Origin of the sequence: Pontibacter indicus (assembly GCF_900156345.1) — a bacterium.
In the GTDB taxonomy this organism is placed as follows: domain Bacteria; phylum Bacteroidota; class Bacteroidia; order Cytophagales; family Hymenobacteraceae; genus Pontibacter; species Pontibacter indicus.
The window spans coordinates 96,095-111,918 of the sequence record NZ_FTPP01000002.1 but is presented as its reverse complement, the minus strand read 5'-3'; the positions used below and the strand labels follow the sequence as shown (position 1 = coordinate 111,918).

Sequence of the window (15,824 nt, the reverse complement as noted above, 5' to 3'; positions counted from 1 at the left end):
AGAACAGATATTAGCGACCCTAGTATCTATGGAACGAGCCTCCGCCTAGCGGGGGCTTTTCTGTTTTGTGCCTGTCCCTTACATTTATGCCCAACCTTAGGCGCCGCTTTTCGGTAAACAGTCGGAATGCCCAGCCGAGCACCTTATTTCAGGGCAAAATTTCCCCTCTGCCCTGCGGTTGTGTATATTGCAATAGATTATGCCCAAGATACTCTTAATCGACGACGATCCTACCTTTTGCCTCATGCTGAGCACGTTCCTGAAACGGCAGCAGTACGAGGTAAAAACCGCCTATACTGCCGGCGAAGGCCTCAGCCAGCTCAAAGCCGATAGCTTCGACCTGATCCTGACAGATTTCCGGCTGCCCGACAAAAACGGACTTGAACTGCTCGAGCAGATCCGCGTGCTCGACACCAAAGTGCCCGTTATCCTGATGACGCACTACGCCGACATCCGCACAGCCGTGAAAGCCATCAAAATGGGTGCTTTTGAGTACCTGGCCAAGCCTATCAACCCGGACGAGACGCTGCTGACCATCCGGAAGGCGCTGACTTACGGGCACGAGGGGCACGTGGCAACGAAGCCGGCTATACCTGTGCAGGGAGGCTTTGATTTTGTAAAGGGTACCAGCCCGCAGTCAACGCAGCTGGAAGAGTATATCGCCCTGATCGCACCTACCAGCATGTCGGTAATCATAGAAGGTGAGAGCGGTACCGGCAAAGAGTATGTGGCCCGCAAAATACACCAGCGCAGTAAGCGCCACGACAAGCCCTTTGTCGCCATCGACTGCGGTGCCTTGTCCAAAGAACTGGCCGGCAGCGAACTGTTCGGGCACGTGAAGGGCTCGTTTACGGGTGCGCTGGGTGACAAGGAAGGACAGTTTGAGGCAGCCAATGGCGGTACGCTGTTTCTGGATGAGATCGGCAACCTGTCGTACGAAATACAGGTGAAGCTGCTGCGGGCCATACAGGAGCGCAAAGTGCGCAAGATCGGCAGCAATACCGACCTCGACGTGGATGTGCGCATCATCGTGGCCACCAACGAAGACTTGGTGCAGGCCGTGAGCAAGGGCGAGTTTCGCGAAGATTTATACCACCGCCTCAACGAGTTCAAGATCAACATCTCGCCACTCCGCGACCGCACGGCCGATATCATGCAGTTTGCCAACCACTTTCTGCAGGTAGCCAACCACGAACTGGAGCGCAACGTGTCGGGCTTTGACACTGCTGTGATGATGGCTTTGGAAAGGTATAGCTGGCCCGGAAATTTGCGGGAGTTGAAGAATGTGGTGAAACGGGCGGTGCTGCTGGCCAAAGGCAACGAGATTACGCTCGACGACCTGCCACCCGAAATTGCCTATCACATACCGGAGCCAACCAGCATTGTGGCGCAACCCGATGCTACGCAGGTGGCCCTACCTGTCACGGATCTGCGCACGGCCACCGAGCGCAGCGAAAAAGAACTCATCATCGAAATGCTGGAGCGCGTGAAGTACAACAAATCCAAAGCAGCCCGTCTGCTTAACATCGACCGCAAGACGCTCTACAACAAAATGCGGCAGTATAACATCGAAGCTTAGACGGCGGCTTCCTCAGGCTTTTTGCGTTTGCTGAGTTCGCTTTCGAGGGAGGCGAGCACAAGCGCGGCTTCGTGCTGCAACTCTTTGGCTGTGGCCGGCAAGTTATCGGTGGGCAAGTTTGGCTGGTGCAGTACCTGCTCGAGCGCATCCAGACCGGGCAATACGGTTTTGGCTTGCAGGTGGCGGAAAGCAGTCTTCATCTTGTGTGCGAGCTCGCCCGCTTGCTGCCAGTTGGCTACTGCTGTTGCATTTTCCAGTTGCTCCAATGAGCGCCGATTATCCGCTACCAGCACCTCCACAATCTCCCAAAGCGCTTCCTCATCATCCCCCACAAACGTACGCAGCTCATCCAAGGTATAGACGGCAGGTATAGTAGCATCTGTTTGTTGTGACTCTGTATTAGTTTCCGGGTCGGCTATAACTGGTGTCTCCGTTATACCTGCAGCTTCACTTGTGCTTGGAGTCTCTTCTATACCTTCAGCCTCAGCTATACCTAAGGTTTCCCCGACTATACCTGTAGTAGGTATAATCTCCTCATGTTCGGCTGTCGCTTCAGGTATAGCCTGTGTTGACAAAGCTTTGCTGAGTTTGAGGTATAGGTCTTGTTCTGTGAAAGGCTTGAGCAGGTGGTCGGATATTCCTGTTTTGGCGAAGAAGCGCTTGTTGCTGCTCATGATGTTGGCCGTGAGCGCCATGATCGGGATGGTGGCGTTCTCCTTCCGGATAGCTCTGGCAACGGCTTTTCCGCTCATGCCCGGCAACTGAATGTCGGTCAGCACGATGTCGAAAGACTTTTCTTTGATGAACTGCAATGCCTCCTGCCCGTCGTTTGCCAGGGTAACCTGCATCCCTTTGCGGCCCAGTATGAGCTGGCACAGGGTGCGGCTGTAGGCATCGTCGTCGATCACCAGCACGGCTTTGCCGGCCAGCACGTCGGTGCCAGAAAGTTGCAACTGCGGTATAGCTTCCTGCTCGGGAGCCGTTACCCGCTGCATCGGCAGCACAATGCTGAAGGTGGTTCCTTCGTTCGGTACGCTGCGCAAGGTCAGGGAGCCTTCCTGCATCTCCACCAGCTTTTTGCTAATGGACAAGCCCAGTCCCGTGCCACCGTATTTCCGGATGATGGAATCGTCGGCCTGGTTGAACTCACCGAACACATGGGCGGTCTGTTCCATCGGTATACCTATACCTGTGTCCGCCACCTCGATCAGCACCACGGCCCGGTTACGGCGCTGCGTTTTGAGTTTGCAGTGCACGCGCACCTCACCGTCGTGGGTGAATTTAATGGCATTGTCTACCAGGTTGAAAAGCACCTGACGAAGCCGCAGGCAATCACCCAGCAGGTAACCTTTGAGCTGTTCATCCATGGTGCAGCTAAAGCCAATGCCTTTGGTGCTGGCCTTGAGCCGGAACGTGCGCTCCACCTCTGCCAGCAGCTGGCACATCTCGAAAGGCGCCATGTGCAGATGCAGCTTACCGGCCTCGAGTTTGGAGAGGTCCAGCACGTCGTTCACGATATGCAGCAGATGTTGACCCGCGCCGTGTATGGCCTGCAGGTGCTCGTGCTGCTGCTCCTGCAACTGGGTGTGGCCCAGCTGTTCCGAAAAGCCCAACACCACGTTCAGCGGCGTGCGGATCTCGTGGCTGATGTTTGCCACAAAAGCCTCTTTGGCACGGGCCAACTGAATGGCCTCCTTGCGGGAGCGCTTCAGCTCCGCCTTGTACATACTGCTGCGGGTCAGGTCACGTAGAATGATCAGGATAAACGCAATGCCACTCACCAAGCCGAACACACCAACCAGCAAGAGCACAAGCGATGTTTCTTTGGCGACTTCCTGCGCCTGCGTTGCATTAAGGCGAGCCTGCTGCAACTCATAGCGCTCCAGGTCATACACCATGCGACGTACCTGGTCCATCAGCTGCTTGTCCTGCTGCAGCAGCGCCAGTTCCTTGGCTACCATGGCTTCCTGCTGCTTCTGCAGCTCGCGCTCCACATCCTTGAGCACAATGCGAACCTTGGCGATGGGCGCCATGCTGGTAGATGCCGCTTTGCTGGTATCGGCGCTGTACTCCTGCCTCACGTTTATCTGCGGAACAATGACAGGCTGCGGCGGCTCCTGCTGCTTGGATTCGCTGCGTTTGCCAAAGAGCTTGTTCAGAATACCTTTTTTATTCTCGGTTTGCACTGGCACCGCAGCGGCAGAGTCGGTATTATAAGCTAGCCTGTCCGAGATGGTGGTTTTGGTGCGTTGGTTGATGGTGGTGGTAGCAGGCTGTTTGGAAGCCGCCGAGGCGATCTGCTTCAGGGCCTTTTCGGTATAGGCATTGCTGCCGCGCTGCTCCTTTTTCTTGTTCACGTGCTCCTCCAGGCTCTTTCGCTGGGCCAGCAACAGGGCCGACACCGAGTCGATCTGGGCCAGTTCGGCGGGGTTGTCCTGCATGAGGGTGCAGAGCGAGTCGAGCTGGCTGTTGATGTTGCCCAGGTTGTCGAGGTATTGCCGGAAATGCTTGTCCTCGGTGGTAAGGGTATAGGCACGGATGGTGCTCTCTGCCGTGGCAATATCGGCGAGGGTGTGCTGCAGCTTGGCCAGCTTGGCATTGGGTTCTGCCAGCACATTGACTGAGCTGAGTAACTGGGTGAAGCTGTTATAGGTGAGGTATATGGCAAAAACCACCACCGAAAGCGCCAGCGTGAAGCCAATGACGACTTTCGATTTAATGTTCTCGTTGTTTATCTTCATACGCGCAGATGCCCCTCCGTTTGCAAAGGTACGGATTTTTGAGAAGCTATACTTTCTGTAACGACAAGAAAGCCAGAATCATATGTCGGGGGAAATACCGCTTGTACGAATCTGCTACGGACGATGTTGTGGTATGCGCCGGAAGCAGGCAGCAGATATAGCCTGATTACCAGCTGCTGCTGGCCCCGCCTCCGCCGAAGGAGCCGCCGCCAAATCCGCCGAAGCCACCGCCTCCGCCTCCAAAGCCGCCGCCCCCGCCAAACATACCGCCGCCTGTGCGGAAGGTGCCAAAAGAGCCCGGACCCAGGATCGGGCCGCCCAGCGTGCGCACGCCACGGCCTCCTCTGCCTCCGCCACCCTTAAAGCGCGACATGATGAACACCAGCACAATGACGATCAGGATGATGGCAAACAGCGAAGGGCCCTCCCCATCACCCTGACTGGCTTGTGGGTCGGCCTGGTACTCGCCGCTGGCCAGACTGATGATCAGGTTCGTGGCTTCGTTGAGGCCTTTGTAAAACTCTCCTTGCTGAAAGTTCGGTTTGAGCGTGCGCTCGGTAATGCGCTTGGCAATGGCATCCGGGATGATGTGCTCCATGCCGTAGCCCGTCTGAATGGCCACCCGGCGCGGCTCCAGCGACACCAAAATGACGATACCGTTGTCGTTCTTGCTGCCTCCCACGCCCCAGCGCTCGCCCAATTCGGCGGCATACTGGTTGGCATCGTAGTCGCCAATGGACTTAACGGTGACAATCGCGATCTGGGTAGAAGTGGTGTCATTGTAATTGACCAGTTTCTGTTCCAGTGTCTGTACCTCTCCCTGCGTCAGGATGCCGGCAAGGTCGTTTACCAGGCGCGGCGGGTTGGGCCGGGGCGGGAAATCATCGCTTTGCGCAAAAGCCGTGATGCTACACAGGAACAGGTATAGGAGCAGAACAGGTCGTTTCATGGTGTTTTATTTTCCGAACGAAATATCGTCGCTCAGTTCGTTAAGGTCGCCTTTGTCACTGTATGGGAAATGCGATTTGAGTTGCTCGCCCGCCATGATGACACCCTTGGCAAGGCCCTTGGCATACTCTTGTTTTTTGAAGTGGGAGATCACTTTTTCGGTGATGTCTTCCCAGAAGTGGTCGGGCACGATGGCGTTGATGCCGGCATCGCCCAGCACGGCAAACTGATGGTCTTTGATGGCTACATAAAACAGCACACCATTGCGCTGTTTGGTCAGGTGCATGTGCAGTTGGGCAAATACCTCGGTGGCACGGTCGAGCACGTCGCCTTCGCAGTTGTTCTCGATGTGCACGCGTATCTCGCCAGAGGTGTTGCGCTCGGCCTGCTGGATGGCCTCCATAATGACCTTTTCGTCCGCTTCGGTTATGGTATCTTTAGGCATGGCTAGAATTGCTGATTGCTTATTGTTGATTGTTAATTGTCCTCACTTTCACAGGGAAAGCAATCAACAACTAACAATCAACAATTTATACCTTAAAACTGCACAGTTGGGGCTCGCTCGGCACCTGGGTCGGCCTGGAAGTGGCCTTTGCGCTCGAAGCCGAAAATACCGGCCATGAGGTTGTTCGGGAAGGATCGCACGGTGGTGTTATAGTCCTGCACCGCCTCGTTGAATTTGCGCCGCTCGACCGAAATGCGGTTCTCGGTGCCTTCCAGCTGCGCCTGCAGCTCCAGGAAGTTCTGGTTCGCTTTCAGCTCGGGATAGCGCTCTACGGAAACAAGCAGTCGGCTCAGGGCACCGCCCAGTTCGTTTTGGGCCGCCTGAAAGCGCTGCAGGTTTTCCGGTGTCAGGTCGTCAGCGTTCAGCTGCACGCTGGTTGCCTTGGCGCGGGCATTGATCACGCTTTCAAGCGTTTCGCGCTCGAAGTTAGCGGCTCCTTTCACAGTGTTCACCAGGTTAGGGATGAGGTCAGCGCGGCGCTGGTAGGCGTTCTGCACGTTGGCCCAAGCTGTTTCCACGGTTTCGTCTTTCTGCACCATCGTGTTGTAACCACAAGACGAGAGCGAGTTGATCATGAGGAAGCCGATCAGGTAGAAGAAGATTTTTTTCATGTTTTTAGAAGGTATAGTTGGTATACGATATAAGTACAAAGCTAAGCGATATGATTACGGAAAACATAGTATGACGTTGTAAAATTGGTTTTCAGTGGGTCAATCTGTGTTTTATGCAAAGTGATTAGGGGATTGAATAATGGGTGGTGATATTTTGTAACGTGCGTAGCGGGTGAGCAGGTAAACCACTTTTGGCGCAAGCGTCCTCGCTCGTGTCTGCTATGGTGGGGCCTCCGGCCCCATTGTAGTTGCTTCTACTTATGCCCTCGCTCGCGTCCCACGAGTGTGAGCTATCGGGCGGACTCTGGCCGCTGGTGCAAAGTGGCGGTATACCTATAACTAGCGTAGCGTCAACTTTTCAATGCCTTAAGCTAATCTGTTTTATTGTTTCGCCTGTGCGGCGGGCACTCACTTTTTGTCTTGACACAAAAAGTAAGCAAAAAAATCAAGACGCTCCAAACTCGCTGAACGCTCAAACAGTGGAGCGTCAAAAAGTGCACCTGGCACCGCTAATTGCTGCGTGGTCTCCGTGCAAGTTAGTCTTGCTATACCTGTCAGCATCTGTCATTTCGAACGCTAGTGAGAAATCTGGAATTTAAAGCTGGCTTAACAAGGAAGTTATACCAGAGAATTGGCAGCGGCTTAACCCCCCCGCCTGGGGGTAGAGGCCCTCTTAAAAGGACAATGAGGGTCAGGGGGTGTTTGGACCCGGTATAGAAGTGCTACACCTACGGAGCTTACACCTTGGAATGGCAATACCCGAAAACCCCCTTCGAAGGGAGCAGAAGTGTGTCATAGCAATTGCTTAAACTGCCTTCAACCAAGATCTTTTCAGGATGACAGATAAAAAAGTAGTAGCCGTAGAGTCCCCCTTTCGAAGGGGCAGGGGATGTCAATCATGCACGTATTCCCCCTCCTGTTTTTAGGAGGGGGCTAGGGGGAGGTGGAATCCAGACAAGCTATACCTGGTCGATCCTGCCATCCCCATCTGACCCTTCCCCTCAATTTTATCTCTTTTTTCTTCCCCCTAATACCCTAAATCCTGATGAAAAATTACTAGATTGCTGAAAAAGTGTAGTATATGAAAGTCGTTATACCTGTTGCTGGTGTTGGTTCTAAACTCCGTCCGCACACGCATACCCAGCCCAAATCGCTGGTGCCGGTGGCCGACAATACGATACTGGGCCACATTGTGGAACGGCTGATGCAGGCAGGTATACAGGACTACGTGTTCATCATCGGCTACCTCGGCGACAAGGTCGAAAGCTATGTGCGGCAGAAATACCCTGAGATCAGGGCAGAGTTTGTGGTGCAGGAGCCGCGCGAAGGGCTGGGCCACGCCCTCTGGATTGCCCGCGAGACTTACCGACACGAAGACAGCGTGCTCATCATGCTCGGCGATAACATTGTGGAGGTGGATCTAGACGCTATCATTGCCTCCCCTAAATCAGTGCTCGGCGTGAAGAAAGTGGCCAAACCCTCGCTATTTGGCGTGACGGAGGTGGGCATGGACGAGTACATCGTGAAATTGGTGGAGAAGCCGAAGATTCCGAAGTCGAACTTTGCGCTGGTGGGGCTTTACAAGATCATGCAGCCCGAAAAGCTGGTGCGATCGCTCGAGCACATCATCACCGAAGGTATACGCACCCACAACGAGTATCACCTGACCGACGCCCTGATGCACATGATTCGGCAGGGCGAGAAAATGGTGACCTGGAACGTAGACAACTGGTTTGACTGCGGCCGCAAAGAAACTTTGCTCGAGGCTAATGCCAAACTCCTGAGCCAGCCCCGCTTCCGGGAAAAGGATTATTCCGACCACTACCCAGGCAATATCATCATCCCCCCTGTGAGCATCGGGGCCAACTGCACCATCACACATTCCATCATCGGGCCCAACGTGGCCATCGGCGAGAATGCCACCATCTCCCGCTCTTCACTGACCAACTCCATCATCGGGGCTTACTCGGAGCTGCAAAACGCGGTGATGCATGACTCCATCATCGGCTCCGACGCCAGTTTCAAAGGCCTCAGCCACAGCCTCAACATTGGCGACAGCACCGAGATAAATTTTGCCCAGTAGGTATAGGTCGAAACGGAAAGTAGGCATGGCGTATACCTGGAAATATCTCAAGATTGCGGTACTGCTGGCTGCGGTTAGTTTTGTGCTGGATACCTATCTATTCGGAAAAGACATCGAACCTCTTCGCTTTATGATGAAGACAGCGCTCCTCAGTGCTGTCATTTTGCTGCTCAACGAGTGGGAAAGCAGGTATAAACAGGCCCGCAATGCACACTCTAGCGAGGAGAAGCTGTAAAAATTTACCAAACCATATCAAGCCCAACATGCTCTCCTTTCTCAGCCAGCCATACCCTGCCCGTGACCTACGCTATTCCAGAGCCATCCTGCAGGCTTTGCTTTCCGGCTCATTGATCGCCTTTATTCTCGTCGTGTTCCAGCCTTTTGGCAGCTACAACTGGCAGCATCCTTACAAGAACTACTTGTTGGCCGGCTATGGCTTGGTGGCGGTGGTGGGCAACCTCACTGATTTTGTGGTCACGCAGAAGCTGTTCAAAGCCTATTTTGCGGAGGGCAACTGGCAGGTATGGAAAGAGATTGTGCGCAACATGGCGGGCTTTGTGCTGGCTGGTTTTCTGTGTGTGGTGTATGGTAACCTGGCGATCTTTATGCCCTTCTCGGCTGCGCAGGTGGGCTACATGATCACCGTTTGCTTTATGGTTGGTGCCCTACCCGCTACGGTGCTGGTCCTGCTCAACTACGCCTACCTCACGCGCAAGTATAGCCAATCTGTTACAGCCGCTGCCGTGCAGCCAATGCCTGATGTTGTGCAGGACGGCATGCTGGAATTGGTGGCCGAAAACGGAAAAGACAAACTAACTATACCTGCAGGCGAGTTGCTATACCTGTCGGCCAGCGACAACTACTGCACCGTGGTATATACCGAAGCCACCAGCGTGCGCAAAGCGCTGTTGCGCAGCAGCCTCAGCCGGCTCGAAAGTCAGATCAGCGAGCAGCACGTGGTGCGTTGTCACCGCTCATACCTGGCCAACCTGAACCGCGTGGCGTCTGTGTCGGGAAATGCGCAGGGGTATAAGCTGCACTTTGATGTCCCCTCCGAGCCGGTGCCCGTTTCCCGTGCCTACAACAGCGTGGTAAAAGAGCACATGCTGGTTTGCTAACCGTCCCAAAGGCTTGCATTTTGCCCCTGCAGCTTGCCAATTGCCCCATTTCCGTGCAGCAGAGCCCTTTCCTGAGCGAGGTGTTTTACCGGCCTATACCTTTGGCCGTTGTAAATCACAAACCAAACTCGCCATGAAAAAGATCATTAAAAGAACCGCACTTGTCCTGCTTGCCACACCCTTTGTACTACTGTTTGTAGGCGCTATTGTATACTATACCTATACCTTGTTTGCTGTTGGCGGCGAAAGCTCCCGGCATCAGGCTTACCTGCAAAAGCACATGCAGCAAGTAGCTGTAGGGGCAAACGACTTTCCTGTGTTTGACGAGGCCTTTTACGACAGCAAAGTGATCATGCTAGGCGAAGTGCACGGTTTTGCCATGCCGCAGGAGCTGGACTTCGAGCTGCTGAAACACCTGAACCAGAAAAAGGGACTGAAGCATTATCTGGCTGAAGTGGACTTCAGTCAGGCGCACCTGCTGAACCGGTACCTAGAGTCGGGTGATGAAAGCCTGCTGGATGAAGTGTTCCAGACCTGGGTGAACTACAATGCCCAGTGGGCCAACCAGGAGTTCTACGCCAAGCTGCAGAAAATCTATACCTACAACCAAACGCTGCCCGCTGACAAGAGAATCAGCATAGTGGGGGTAGACAAAATACAGGACATTGCCATCACCAAGCACCACCTAGGCGAGCTGCTGAAAGAAAAAAACGCCAATAGCCGACTAACTGCACTAGACAGCCTATTGGCCGACAGCACATCAACGAGCCAGGCGCTGCAAGCCTTCGCCTCTGACTACCTCGCGGCAGCAAACACAGACAGCGTATACCTATCGGACAGTACTCCGGCAGATTTGAAGCACATCCTTACAAACCTGGCCTACCAGCACGAAAACGTACAGCGAGACAGCGTGATGTTCTTGAATCTGGTGAAGTTAACAGAAGTAAACCAGTGGCAAAACGAGCAGTTTTATGGCATGTGGGGCCTGATGCATGCCTTGCAGAGCGAAGTCAACGAAGGCTACCACTCGTTTGCATACCTGCTCAAAAACCAGGAGTCGTCGTTCAGAAACAAGGTAACGACCATCGGCATCTTTGCCTCCGACAGCGAAAACATGATTCCGGCACGTGCCATGCCCGCTTCCCTCAACAAAGGCCAGGCTTATATCAATTCTACCTGGGTGAACAGTGATGGACCGATGGCCTTCGTGAATGGCATCAAGGATCTGCGCGCCTTAACGCAGGAGTACTCAATGGCCATCTTTAAACTGAACGGGGAAGCCTCGCCCTACCGCACGTCTTCGCTGCTGGCCACCACCCGCATCCTAATGCCTGGCCAGGCCGGTATTCACCCTGCCGTAGAAAACCCAACTAGCACCGACCTATACCAGTACGCCGTACTGATCCGTAACTCGAAAGCGGCAACGCCCATCAAAAGCACCTTGTAAGGAAAAGTGATAACGGCAGCTTGAGCAGGAAGATCTTACTTGCTGCTCAAGCTGAGGTATAAGTGGCGCGTCCTGCCTTTGCTTGGCCTATAAGAATGTCAGTTCGTTCAGTTGGTCCAGCATCCAGCCGGTCAGGCTGTAGCGGTGGCGGTTGGCGGCCAGTACCTCATGCGGAATCATATCGGCGCGGAAACAGGCCAGGCGGCCGGCGATCGGCAGCACGTCTACTTCTTCCTCTGTGCCATCCTCGTTGGGCAGGTATAGGCGCAGGTTGCCGCCGTTCTCGTGCTGCCAGTCTTCGTTCAGGTAGCAGATAAACGACAGGCGTCGGTGGTCGTCGGTCCTGAACTGGTCGATGTGGCGCTGGTATACAGTGCCCGGCGGGTAGACGGTAAAGTGGAATTCAAAATCTTTGAGTCCCAGAAAGCAGGTGCGGTTGATATAGCGCAATATCTCGTGCATGCGGTCCAGGAAGACCTGGGTGGGCGGCAATGCCTCTGATGGCTCGATCCAGCGAATAAAGTCGCCGCGCACCTGCCTGTTCACGGTAACGCTCTCTGCAGGGCCAATACCCGCTTTTTTAAAGGTGCCCTCCTCCTGGTGGAGTTGCAGCACTTCCAGCAGGTTGCGAACCTCGTCGGGCTGTAAAAAATTATCGATGATCGCGTAGCCTTTGTCAGACAAACGATCAGCTATCTGCTCAAACTTGAGCAATAACGCCTCACTCTCCTTTTCTAAAAAAATCTCTTGCTCCATCCTACATTTGTCCAAATAAAAAGCCGGCAAAACTAAGGAGCAGGAGCTTTGGTTGTATATGCACCGGCCTGATTTTTTTTATAGATGAAGGCGCTGGCATTGAAGCTATAAGCGCACGGTTTTAGCGGTCGTTTTGATGGCTTTTTGACTTGTTTCTCCGAAAATTCGTATCTTCGGTGCTTGCTATACCTAAACCAAACAAATCCAATAGGCGAAGCGATTATGAAAAAGACAACTGTCCTTTTGCTGGCGGGCGGCCTGAGCGCTGTCTCAGCCTGCAAGTCCACCCAAACCGAAAGTACTGCCACCGGCATGAATACCGAAACCACCACCGCTGCCGCTGCAACGGCCGAAGCACAACTGACCTACCCTGACACCAAGAAAGTAGACCAAACCGACGATTACTTCGGCACGAAGGTGGCCGACCCATACCGCTGGCTCGAAACCCACAACGAAGAAGTAGACCAGTGGGTAGAGGCGCAGAACAAGGTGACATTCGATTACCTCAACGGCATCGAGTTCCGTGACCAGATCAAAGAGCGTCTGACCAAAATCTGGAACTACGAGCGCTATGGTGCCCCGTTCAAAGAAGGCGGCAAGTATTACTTCTACAAGAACAACGGTCTGCAGAACCAGAGCGTGCTCTACGTGCAGAACACCCTGGAGAGCGAGCCAAAGGTTTTCCTCGACCCCAACAAGTTTTCTAACGACGGCACAGTAGCCCTGACGGCGCTGGCCTTCGACAAAAACGCTAAGTACGTGGCGTATGGCACCTCCAGCGGCGGCTCTGACTGGAACACTTACGAAGTGATCGAAGTGGCCACTGGCAAAAAGCTCGATGATAAAGTGGAGTGGGTGAAGTTCTCCGGCCCGAGCTGGTACAAAGACGGCTTCTTCTACAGCCGCTACGACGCCCCGACCGAAGGCAACAAACTGGCCAACAAGAACGAGTACCACAAGGTATACTACCACAAGATCGGCACGCCGCAGAGCCAGGACCAACTGGTGTACGAAGACAAAACCAAGCCACTGCGTAACTTCTACGGCCAGACCACAGACGACGAGCGCTTCCTGATCCTAAACGTGTCGGAAGGTGCCAGCGGTGCTAATGCGTTGTACTACCGTGACCTGAACGATCCGAAATCTGCCATCAAGCCGATTGTGGATAACTTTGAGTCAGAGTACAATGTGGTGGACAACATTGGTGACAAGCTGCTAGTGCGCACCAACAAGAATGCGCCGCGCTACCGCCTGGTGCTCATCGACCCGAAAAAACCGCAGGAGCAGAACTGGAAAGTAGTGGTGCCGCAGAACGAGAATGTGATGGGTAACGTGTCGCTAGTAGGTGGCCGCATCATTGCTTCTTACATGAAAGACGCTGCCAGCGAAGTGGTGGTATACGACACCAACGGCAAGCAACTGAACAAGGTAGAACTGCCGGCCATTGGTACGGTAGGTGGATTCAGTGGCGAGAAAGACGACAAGGAGACCTTCTTCACCTTCACGTCCTTCACTTACCCGCCGACCATTTACCGCTACGATGTGCCGAATAACAAAGTGACTCTGTTCCGCAAGACGGAAGTGGACATCAACACCGATGCGTTCGAGACCAAGCAGGTATTCTATACCTCGAAGGATGGTACCAAAGTACCGATGTTCATCGTGCACAAAAAAGGCTTGGAGCTGAACGGCAACAACCCGACGTACCTGTACGCTTATGGTGGCTTCAACATCTCCCTGACCCCAAGTTTTAGCATTGCCAACATGCTGTGGCTGGAGAACGGCGGTGTATACGCCATGCCGAACCTGCGCGGTGGCGGTGAGTACGGCGAGGAGTGGCACAAAGCCGGTATGACGCCGAACAAGCAGAACGTTTTCGACGACTTCATTGCCGCAGCCGAGTACCTGATCGACAACAAGTATACCTCCAGCGAGAAACTGGCTGTGGGTGGTGGTTCCAACGGTGGTCTGCTGGTGGGTGCCTTTATGACACAGCGTCCTGAGCTGGCCAAAGTAGCCATGCCTGCCGTGGGTGTAATGGACATGCTGCGCTTCCACAAGTTCACCATTGGTTGGGCTTGGGTACCGGAGTATGGCTCTTCTGACGACGAGGCACAGTTCAAAAACCTCTATGGATTCTCGCCGCTGCACAACATCAAAGAGGGCGTGAAATACCCGGCCACGCTGGTGAAAACCGCTGACCACGACGACCGCGTGGTACCGGCGCACTCATTCAAGTTCATCTCTGAGCTGCAGGACAAAGGCGCCCCAGGCAACCCATACCTGATCCGCATCGACGTGCGTGCAGGCCACGGTGCCGGTAAGCCAACTTCGCTCCTCATTCAGGAGTGGGCCGATACCTGGGCCTTCTTCTACAAGAACATGGGCGTGAACCCATATGCCAAGCAGCAGCCGTAACAGGTATAGCTGATAATTGAAATTGCAAAGGCCAGTACTGCAGGAATGCGGTACTGGCTTTTTTTGTGTATGCTATAAATTAGGTTCGTTTGATTTATATAGCATAATTTTTATATTTAAGTAATCAACTAACCTAAAACGATGATTGCATGGAAGCAGACCTTTACAAAGAGCAGCCGCAAGGCTTAAGCATAAACTTGGATTCCAGGGAATTTCTGAAAAATACCGCCCGGTGGGGCAGATTCTTAGCCATCATTGGCTTTGTATTCTTTGGGATAATGATCTTAGGTGGGTTGATGGGTGTATTCGTGACATTGAAAGGCGACCCCAATACAGCGGCTGCATTAGGTAATAGTCTGATGAGCGGTGGAGTGTTCAGCCTTTTTTATTTAGTCATGGCCGTGCTGTATTTTTTACCACTGCTATACCTGCATAAGTTCTCCACTAAGATGCTGTTTGGTCTTGAGCAGAATAATGAAGAAACAGTTACGCAAGCTTTTAAAAACCTCAAGTCACTTTTCAAGATCCTTGGCATTTTAACGATAGCTATGTTGGTCTTTTATGCTATTATGATGATAGCTGTGAGCACAGGTGCATACTTTGGAAGTTCACGCTTTTAGCAGAAAACACGGCACACTCCAAAGCACACCTCGCATAGGTGTGCTTTTTTTATACCTATACCTGACTTGGCCCCACACCTGATTCCTGCGTACCTTGCAACACGAACCTACCACTCATGCTATGAAATCAGTGACAGGGCAAAGCGCCTTTACCGTGCGTTCCACCGAAACCGACCAAAGCGGGCTGGCAACCTTGCCGGCACTGGTCGGCTACATGCAGGAAGCCGCCTGGGACAACACAACCACGATGGGCATTTCGATGTACGAGCTGTTGGAGCAGGGGCTAACTTGGGTGCTGCAACGCATGCGGGTCGAGATGTTCCGCTACCCCAGGCACCGCGAAGGTATAACCGTGGAGACCTGGGCTTCGGGCCGGGAGCGGGTGTTCCTGCACCGCGACTTCAGGGTATACGGCGCTGACCGCGAGCTGCTGGGCCAAGCAACGAGCGTGTGGCTGGTGATGGATGTGGTGAAACGCCAGATGGTATCTGTACCCGAATTCATTACGGCCATAGAAGTAGTACCGGGAAAAGAACCGCTGCCTTTTGCCAAAGGGAAGCTAGCAGCTTTGCAAGAAGGAACTTATGAGGCACAAATGCCCGTGCGCTGGCACGACATCGACCTGAACCGTCACGTCACCAACACCCGCTACCTGCAATGGGTGCTCGAAACCTTGCCTGTAGAGGTGCTCGAAAAGCAGCAGCTAAGCGAAATTGACATTATCTTTAAGGCTGAAAGCACGCTGGGCGACACCGTGACCGCCACGGCGGGGCCTGCAGAAGAGGTGAATGCTTTTCTGCACAAACTCTCCAGCCTCGCATCAGGCAAAGAATTGGTGCAGGCGAAGACGAAGTTTCTAAAGTTAGAAAGTTTGGAAGTTAGAAAGTTTGGAAGTTTAGGAGTTTGAGAGTTTAGGAGGTAAGAGTGGAGAGTCTCGAGTTCTGAGTCACGAGTTGTGGGATTGGCTTTGTAGGGACAGGTCGCGACCTGTCCGAATT

The 15,824-nt window shown here is 53.5% G+C and carries 13 protein-coding genes; 8 read left to right on the top strand and 5 right to left on the bottom strand.

What is annotated here, in order from left to right:
- Positions 1-199: 199 nt before the first annotated feature.
- Entirely contained in the window at positions 200-1,579 is a 1,380-nt protein-coding gene (locus B0B12_RS09130; protein ID WP_076668106.1) for a sigma-54-dependent transcriptional regulator, read from the top strand.
- Here B0B12_RS09130 and B0B12_RS09125 read toward each other — a convergent pair.
- The 4 genes from B0B12_RS09125 to B0B12_RS09110 form a co-directional block, all read right to left on the bottom strand.
- A complete protein-coding gene (locus tag B0B12_RS09125; protein ID WP_076668104.1) occupies positions 1,576-4,320 on the bottom strand; it encodes an ATP-binding protein in 2,745 nt (914 codons plus the stop codon). The two genes, B0B12_RS09130 and B0B12_RS09125, sit on opposite strands and share 4 nt — an antisense overlap.
- A 166-nt stretch (positions 4,321-4,486) precedes the next feature.
- Positions 4,487-5,269, bottom strand: a complete 783-nt coding sequence (locus B0B12_RS09120) for a TPM domain-containing protein (protein WP_076668102.1) — start codon at positions 5,267-5,269, stop codon at positions 4,487-4,489.
- Positions 5,270-5,275: 6 nt separating this feature from the next.
- On the bottom strand, positions 5,276-5,713 hold the full coding sequence (locus B0B12_RS09115; protein ID WP_076668099.1) for a TPM domain-containing protein: 438 nt from the start codon (positions 5,711-5,713) through the stop codon (positions 5,276-5,278).
- 92 nt (positions 5,714-5,805) lie between these two features.
- Entirely contained in the window at positions 5,806-6,384 is a 579-nt protein-coding gene (locus B0B12_RS09110) for a LemA family protein (protein WP_076668096.1), read from the bottom strand.
- Positions 6,385-7,465: 1,081 nt separating this feature from the next.
- Here B0B12_RS09110 and B0B12_RS09105 point away from each other — a divergent pair.
- The 4 genes from B0B12_RS09105 (at position 7,466) to B0B12_RS09090 (ending at position 11,032) form a co-directional block, all read left to right on the top strand.
- The gene (locus B0B12_RS09105; RefSeq protein ID WP_076668094.1) at positions 7,466-8,467 is read left to right on the top strand and encodes a sugar phosphate nucleotidyltransferase; all 1,002 of its coding nucleotides are present in this window, start codon (positions 7,466-7,468) and stop codon (positions 8,465-8,467) included.
- Between the two features lie 25 nt (positions 8,468-8,492).
- Positions 8,493-8,702 carry a hypothetical protein gene (locus B0B12_RS09100; protein ID WP_076668091.1) on the top strand — a complete coding sequence of 70 codons (210 nt, stop codon included), beginning with the start codon at positions 8,493-8,495 and terminating at the stop codon, positions 8,700-8,702.
- 28 nt (positions 8,703-8,730) lie between these two features.
- On the top strand, positions 8,731-9,585 hold the full coding sequence (locus tag B0B12_RS09095) for a LytTR family DNA-binding domain-containing protein (protein WP_076668089.1): 855 nt from the start codon (positions 8,731-8,733) through the stop codon (positions 9,583-9,585).
- Between the two features lie 133 nt (positions 9,586-9,718).
- Positions 9,719-11,032 (top strand): TraB/GumN family protein, encoded by a 1,314-nt coding sequence (locus B0B12_RS09090; protein WP_076668087.1) that lies wholly within the window; start codon positions 9,719-9,721, stop codon positions 11,030-11,032.
- A gap of 87 nt (positions 11,033-11,119) precedes the next feature.
- Here B0B12_RS09090 and B0B12_RS09085 read toward each other — a convergent pair whose 3' ends face one another.
- Positions 11,120-11,788: a 2OG-Fe(II) oxygenase gene (locus tag B0B12_RS09085; RefSeq protein WP_076668085.1), complete on the bottom strand. Its 669-nt coding sequence runs from the start codon at positions 11,786-11,788 to the stop codon at positions 11,120-11,122.
- A 222-nt stretch (positions 11,789-12,010) separates the two neighbouring features.
- Between B0B12_RS09085 and B0B12_RS09080 the strand changes: the two genes are divergently transcribed.
- The 3 genes from B0B12_RS09080 (at position 12,011) to B0B12_RS09070 (ending at position 15,733) form a co-directional block, all read left to right on the top strand.
- Positions 12,011-14,206 (top strand): prolyl oligopeptidase family serine peptidase, encoded by a 2,196-nt coding sequence (locus B0B12_RS09080; RefSeq protein WP_076668083.1) that lies wholly within the window; start codon positions 12,011-12,013, stop codon positions 14,204-14,206.
- 149 nt (positions 14,207-14,355) lie between these two features.
- Positions 14,356-14,826, top strand: coding sequence for a DUF5362 family protein (locus tag B0B12_RS09075; RefSeq protein ID WP_076668080.1), 471 nt, complete (start codon positions 14,356-14,358; stop codon positions 14,824-14,826).
- A 121-nt stretch (positions 14,827-14,947) separates the two neighbouring features.
- Entirely contained in the window at positions 14,948-15,733 is a 786-nt protein-coding gene (locus tag B0B12_RS09070) for an acyl-[acyl-carrier-protein] thioesterase (RefSeq protein WP_076668078.1), read from the top strand.
- Positions 15,734-15,824 lie beyond the last annotated feature (91 nt).

Bases quoted from the DNA above. Each gene is read 5' to 3' on its own strand.
- B0B12_RS09130 (WP_076668106.1), top strand. From the start codon at position 200: ATGCCCAAGATACTCTTAATCGACGACGATCCTACCTTTTGCCTCATG.
- B0B12_RS09125 (WP_076668104.1), bottom strand. From the start codon at position 4,320: ATGAAGATAAACAACGAGAACATTAAATCGAAAGTCGTCATTGGCTTC.
- B0B12_RS09120 (WP_076668102.1), bottom strand. From the start codon at position 5,269: ATGAAACGACCTGTTCTGCTCCTATACCTGTTCCTGTGTAGCATCACG.
- B0B12_RS09115 (WP_076668099.1), bottom strand. From the start codon at position 5,713: ATGCCTAAAGATACCATAACCGAAGCGGACGAAAAGGTCATTATGGAG.
- B0B12_RS09110 (WP_076668096.1), bottom strand. From the start codon at position 6,384: ATGAAAAAAATCTTCTTCTACCTGATCGGCTTCCTCATGATCAACTCG.
- B0B12_RS09105 (WP_076668094.1), top strand. From the start codon at position 7,466: ATGAAAGTCGTTATACCTGTTGCTGGTGTTGGTTCTAAACTCCGTCCG.
- B0B12_RS09100 (WP_076668091.1), top strand. From the start codon at position 8,493: ATGGCGTATACCTGGAAATATCTCAAGATTGCGGTACTGCTGGCTGCG.
- B0B12_RS09095 (WP_076668089.1), top strand. From the start codon at position 8,731: ATGCTCTCCTTTCTCAGCCAGCCATACCCTGCCCGTGACCTACGCTAT.
- B0B12_RS09090 (WP_076668087.1), top strand. From the start codon at position 9,719: ATGAAAAAGATCATTAAAAGAACCGCACTTGTCCTGCTTGCCACACCC.
- B0B12_RS09085 (WP_076668085.1), bottom strand. From the start codon at position 11,788: ATGGAGCAAGAGATTTTTTTAGAAAAGGAGAGTGAGGCGTTATTGCTC.
- B0B12_RS09080 (WP_076668083.1), top strand. From the start codon at position 12,011: ATGAAAAAGACAACTGTCCTTTTGCTGGCGGGCGGCCTGAGCGCTGTC.
- B0B12_RS09075 (WP_076668080.1), top strand. From the start codon at position 14,356: ATGGAAGCAGACCTTTACAAAGAGCAGCCGCAAGGCTTAAGCATAAAC.
- B0B12_RS09070 (WP_076668078.1), top strand. From the start codon at position 14,948: ATGAAATCAGTGACAGGGCAAAGCGCCTTTACCGTGCGTTCCACCGAA.